This window comes from Arthrobacter agilis, assembly GCF_002953615.1.
GTDB classification, from domain to species: domain Bacteria; phylum Actinomycetota; class Actinomycetes; order Actinomycetales; family Micrococcaceae; genus Arthrobacter_D; species Arthrobacter_D agilis_B.
In genome coordinates, this window is record NZ_CP024915.1 from 1,913,535 (window position 1) to 1,919,002 (window position 5,468).

The following is a 5,468-nucleotide window of genomic DNA, read 5'->3' on the forward strand; positions in this document are numbered from 1 at the left end:
GCCCGACCGGCCCTCCGGTCAGGGACAGCCCCTGCCCGACGACGACGGCCGCACGTGACTCCGCGAAGACCACGCGGGCGCGCTCGTCGGGGTCGTCGGCGTCGACCGGCACATAGGCCGCACCCGCGACGAGGATGCCGAGGATCGCGATGTAGAGCTCGTTGGTCCCCGACGGGATGCGCACCCCCACGGTGTCGCCCCGCTTCACCCCGGCGTCGTGCAGCGTCGCCGCGAATCCTTCCGCGGCACCGACGAGCTCCGCATAGCTGAGATCCGAGGTCCCGTCGTCGAGCGCCGACGCATCGGGGTGCTGTGCGGCCGTCGAACGCAGGATGTCGAGGAGGGTACGGGGTGCCGGCGCGAGCGCCGACGCCGCGAACTGTGCGGGGTAGGGCGCGGCGGTGGCTCCGGGCGCGGGTATGGTCACGGGTGGAGTCTTCCGTCGGAAGGTGAACGGAAGGTGTCGTGCATGGTGCCCCTCCATTGTTCCGGCGAACTCTACCGGCGCCTAGACTTGATCGGGTGAGCACCCCCATCCCCACCCCCTACGAGGATCTGCTGCGCGACGTGATGGCCAACGGCGCGGCGAAGAGTGACCGGACGGGCACCGGGACACGCAGCGTCTTCGGCCGGCAGCTCCGCTTCGACCTGAGCGAGTCCTTCCCGCTCATCACCACCAAGCGCGTGCATTTCAAGTCGGTGGCACTCGAACTGCTCTGGTTCCTGCGCGGCGATTCGAACGTCCGCTGGCTCCAGGAACGCGGCGTCTCGATCTGGAACGAGTGGGCGGACGACGACGGCGAGCTGGGACCGGTCTACGGCGTCCAGTGGCGCTCGTGGCCCACCCCGGACGGTGGACACATCGACCAGATCGCCCAGGTGGTCGAGGCCCTGAAGAGCAACCCGGATTCCCGCCGCCATCTCGTGTCCGCGTGGAACGTCTCCGAGATCGCCGACATGGCGCTGCCGCCGTGCCACGTGTTCTTCCAGTTCTACGTGAGCCCCGGCACGGACGGCGGCCCGGGGAAGCTCTCCTGCCAGCTGTACCAGCGGTCCGCCGACACCTTCCTCGGCGTGCCGTTCAACATCGCCTCCTACGCGCTGCTCACCCTGATGATGGCGCAGCAGACCGGCCTCGAGCCCGGGGAGTTCATCTGGACCGGCGGCGACGTGCACGTGTACGACAACCATGTGGAGCAGGTCGCCGAGCAGCTGTCCCGGGAGCCGTACCCGTACCCGCGGATCGAGCTGAAACGCACGCCGGCCAGCATCTTCGACTACACCCTGGAGGACTTCGACGTGGTCGGCTACCAGCACCACCCCACCATCAAGGCCCCGGTGGCGGTATGAGCGGCACCCCCTCGCCGTCCACCCTCGGCGTGCGCGACGCCGTCGGGTCGCACCCCGTGATCGGCATGATCTGGGCGCAGACCGAGAACGGCGTGATCGGCAGGGACGGCGGCATCCCCTGGCACGTGCCGGAGGACATGGCCCACTTCAGGGCGACCACCACGGGTCATCCGGTCATCATGGGCCGCCGCACGTGGGAGTCCTTCCCCGAGAAGTTCCGGCCCCTGCCGGACCGCACGAACATCGTCCTCTCCCGCTCCGGCACGGATCTTCCGGGCGCCGTCGTCGTCGATTCGCTGGACGCCGCCCTCGAAGCGGCACAGGCCGGACCGGGCGCCGAGGAGATCTGGATCATCGGCGGCGGGCGGGTCTACGCAGAGGCCATGGACCGGGCGAACGCCGCCCTCGTCACCGTCGTCGAGTCCACCGCGGAGGGTGACACCGTCGCTCCGGCCCTCGGTGCCGACTGGACCCTCGCGGCGCTGAGCCCCGAGGCCGGCTGGTTCGAGTCCTCGGGCGGGACCCGGTACCGCATCAGTCTCTGGACGAAGCAGGGCTGAACCCGCGGCCCGGCCCGCATCAGGGAGGTGCCGGTCACAAAGCGCGGTCCGCAGGACCTCCGCGGCTAAACTGGAGGGCATGACTTCAGCACCCGACAGCCCAGCCCTGCCCTCCGTCGGATTCGTGGGCTGGCGCGGCATGGTGGGCTCGGTCCTCATGCAGCGGCTCCAGGACGAGGGCGACTTCGCCCGCATCAATCCTGTGTTCTTCTCGACATCGGCCGCGGGCGGAGCCGCACCGTCGTTCGCCGACGGCTCCGGCACCCTGCAGGACGCATACGACGTCGGGACGCTCGCCAAGCTGCCCATCATCGTGACGGCACAGGGCGGCGACTACACGTCCGAGGTCTACCCGAAGCTGCGGGACGCCGGGTGGTCCGGGCTGTGGCTCGACGCCGCGTCCACCCTGCGCATGGAGCAGGACAGCGTGATCGTCCTCGACCCCGTCAACCGGTCGGCCATCGACGCCGGACTCGCGAACGGTGTCCGCGACTTCATCGGCGGCAACTGCACGGTCTCCTGCATGCTCATGGGGCTGGGCGGACTCTTCCGCAACGGCCTCGTGGAGTGGGGCACCTCGATGACGTACCAGGCGGCCTCCGGCGGCGGCGCCCGCCACATGCGCGAACTCCTCAACCAGTTCGGGGCCCTCCATGGCACCGTCGCCCTGAACCTCGACGATCCCGCCTCGGCGATCCTCGACATCGACCGGGCGATCCTCGCCAAGCAGCGGCACCCGAGCCTCGAGGCCACGCAGTTCGGCGTGCCCCTGGCCGGATCGGTCATCCCCTGGATCGACAGCGACCTCGGCAACGGCCAGTCCAAGGAGGAGTGGAAGGCCGGCGCGGAGACCAACAAGATCCTCGGCACCGACGCCCGCATCCCCTTCGACGGCCTGTGCGTCCGCGTGGGCGCCATGCGCTCGCACTCGCAGGCCCTCACCCTGAAGCTGACGCAGGACCTGCCCGTGAGCGAGATCGAGTCGATCATCGCTGCGGACAACGAGTGGGTGCGGGTCATCCCGAACACGAAGACGGACACCCTCGCGGGGCTGACCCCGGTCGCGGCGACGGGGTCGCTGGACATCCCGGTGGGCCGCATCCGCAAGCTCGAGATGGGCCCGGACTACATCAGCGCCTTCACGGTGGGCGACCAGCTGCTGTGGGGTGCGGCCGAGCCGCTGCGCCGGATGCTGATGATCGCCACCGGAAACCTCTAGCCCTCGGCGTCCGCCCCTGCTGCCGGTGGTGAAGCGGGCGCGGACGCCTGGTAGATCAGGGCCCTCGCCACGTCCCGGATCCGCACGTTGCTGTCATTGGACATCTGTTTGAGGCGCAGGAACGCCTCCTCGCTGCCACACCGGTGACGCCCCATGAGGATTCCCTTCGCCTGGTCGATCACACCCCGGGACGTCAGTGCCTCCTGGAGCTGCTCCACCTCCCTGCGGGCCGAGTGGTAGAGGCTCGAATGCGCCATGGCCGTGGTGGCGTACTCCACGAACCGGCGTGAGGTCTCGGCAGAGCTCTCCGCCGGCGGCTGCTCCAGATACCCGAGGATCCTGACGAGGTCGTCCCGGTAGTCGGTCACGTCCTCCACCTGTTGCAGGACGGCGACGAGCGCACCGTCCTCGTCGAGGACGGGGATGTTGACCGGGCTCCAGTAGCGTTCGAGGAACGCGCCGGGCCGCGTCGGGTCGGGGATGTCATAGCGGTGGATGTGCAGGCTGTCCCGCTGCCCGGTGGAGATCACCCGCTCGAGGGACTGGCGCATGGTCCGGGCGGGGGCGTCATCGGTCTGTCCCGGGTTCTCGGGGAAGACATCGAAGGCCTGGCGGCCGACCAGCTGGTCCCGGCTGATACCCGTCGATTCCGTGAACGCCGCGTTGACGTCGAGGATGACGAAGTCGAGATCCATCAGGGAATAGCCCGAGGTGGACGCCTCGAAGGCACTCTCCCGCAGGGACCTCGCCGAACCGTCCGGTCCTCGGCGCGTGACGTGTCGCTGTTCCGTCATTCGTATCCTTGTCGCTCACAACGGTTCCGCAGCAGGCCATGACGCTGCGATCGTTCGGATGGACAATCGTATCCACTGCCGCCGACATCCTGCGGGCACATCCGGCGGGTATCCCGTGCTTGCATCCCGGGTGGGAAAAGGTCGGAGGGTCGCGGCAGGATGGGCGCATGGATCCCGTGAACGCAGACACCATCCTCCGGCGCTTCTTCGCCGCGAGCGGCCACACGCGCCATCCGGAGAGCCTGCTGCGGTACGAGCGGGTCCAGTGCCACCTCCGGGACTACCTCGAGACGGTCGCGGCCACCCGGTTGGAGAGGGTCGACCAGGAGTTGCTGGCCCTCGAGCGCCAGTTCGGGACCACGGAACCCTATGTGCGGGTCATGGGCGCGCAGCAACTGCTGCACGCACTGCCGGAGTTCCTGTCGCCTCCCCAGCTCCTGCCGGATTTCCACGACCGCCTCGCCCAGATCAGCGTCGCATCCCGCCTGGCGCAGTGGCTGTGCTCACGGCGGCTCGTGGCGCGCGAGGACAGCCGGAGGGACCTCGTCCTGACCCGCGCTGCCGCCGAGCAGGCCCGCCGCTCCCCCGCGCTGTAGGACTGCGGGAACGCACGCCGCTGGGGCGGGGGATCCGCTAGAGGGAGCAGTTGATGAGCAGCGGCTCGGGTTCCAGGCGGATGCCGAACGTCCGTTCGACGCCGTCGCGCACAAGGCGCGCGACCGCCAGGAGGTCCGACGCCGCGGCGCCGCCCCGGTTGGTGAGGGCAAGGGTGTGCTTGGTCGACAGGGAGGCGCGTCCACCCGCGGCGGCGCGGCCGTCGTCGTCGGCGAGGCCGAAGCCCTTGGCGAAGCCTGCGTGCTCGATCAGCCAGGCCGCGCTGAGCTTGACCCGGCCCTCCTCGCCGGACGGATACCGGGGAGCGTCCTGCGGGAGTCGGTCCGCGACGGCGGAGGGGACGATCGGGTTGGTGAAGAACGATCCGGTGCTCCACGTGTCCGGGTCGGGGGCGTCGAGCACCATGCCCTTGCCGGCGCGGAGCCTGAGCACCTCCCGGCGGACGTCGTTGGCATAGGCGCGGGCCCCTACTTCGACGCCCAGCGCCCGGGCGAGCTCCGCATAGCGGACCGGCTTGCTCATGCGCCCGAGCCCCAGCTGGAACTCGACAGCCAGCACCACGTAGCGGGGCGAACCGTTGACGGTGCTGCGTTTGAGCAGGGAGTCCCGATAGCCGAACGTCAGCTCGAAGTTGGTGAAGCTCTTGATACTGTCCGTCCCGCGGTCGTAGGTCCGGACCGTGGCGATGGTCTGCGACACGTCCGAGCCGTAGGCCCCGACGTTCTGGACGGGCGTGGCTCCGGTCGAGCCGGGGATGCCGGAGAGCGCCTCAAGCCCGGAGAAGGCGTGCATCACGGTGTACCGGACCAGTTCGTCCCAGTCCTGGCCGGCCTGGACGCGCACCATGACGCCGCCGCACGTGGCATCGTCGTCGTTCACCGTGAAGCCCGTGGACGTGATGTGGACGACCGTACCGTCGAAGCCGTCATC

7 protein-coding genes are annotated in these 5,468 nt (G+C 69.5%); 4 read left to right on the forward strand and 3 right to left on the reverse strand.

Translation table 11 applies throughout. The features are described from left to right. The coding region (locus tag CVO76_RS09245) for an AMP-binding protein (RefSeq protein WP_432206090.1) at positions 1 to 427 on the reverse strand (427 nt) is incomplete at its 3' end. A gap of 143 nt (positions 428 to 570) precedes the next feature. On the opposite strand from CVO76_RS09245, the gene CVO76_RS09250 reads away from it, so the two are divergent. From CVO76_RS09250 to asd, 3 genes are all read left to right on the forward strand, one after another. Continuing rightward, positions 571 to 1,350 (forward strand): thymidylate synthase, encoded by a 780-nt coding sequence (locus CVO76_RS09250; protein WP_244186319.1) that lies wholly within the window; start codon positions 571 to 573, stop codon positions 1,348 to 1,350. After that, on the forward strand, positions 1,347 to 1,910 hold the full coding sequence (locus tag CVO76_RS09255) for a dihydrofolate reductase (protein ID WP_133082375.1): 564 nt from the start codon (positions 1,347 to 1,349) through the stop codon (positions 1,908 to 1,910). The genes CVO76_RS09250 and CVO76_RS09255 overlap by 4 nt, the downstream gene beginning before the upstream one ends. A gap of 79 nt (positions 1,911 to 1,989) precedes the next feature. After that, positions 1,990 to 3,129 (forward strand): aspartate-semialdehyde dehydrogenase, encoded by a 1,140-nt coding sequence (gene asd, locus CVO76_RS09260; RefSeq protein ID WP_208739046.1) that lies wholly within the window; start codon positions 1,990 to 1,992, stop codon positions 3,127 to 3,129. On the opposite strand, the gene CVO76_RS09265 is transcribed toward asd, so the two are convergent. Beyond that, entirely contained in the window at positions 3,126 to 3,923 is a 798-nt protein-coding gene (locus tag CVO76_RS09265) for an ANTAR domain-containing protein (RefSeq protein WP_133082373.1), read from the reverse strand. The genes asd and CVO76_RS09265 overlap by 4 nt on opposite strands. A gap of 167 nt (positions 3,924 to 4,090) precedes the next feature. Between CVO76_RS09265 and CVO76_RS09270 the strand changes: the two genes are divergently transcribed. After that, positions 4,091 to 4,519, forward strand: coding sequence for a hypothetical protein (locus CVO76_RS09270; RefSeq protein ID WP_133082372.1), 429 nt, complete (start codon positions 4,091 to 4,093; stop codon positions 4,517 to 4,519). 37 nt (positions 4,520 to 4,556) lie between these two features. Here the strand turns inward: CVO76_RS09270 and CVO76_RS09275 are convergent. Next, a partial coding sequence (locus CVO76_RS09275; protein ID WP_208739047.1) for a UDP-N-acetylmuramate dehydrogenase occupies positions 4,557 to 5,468 on the reverse strand: 912 nt, incomplete at its 5' end.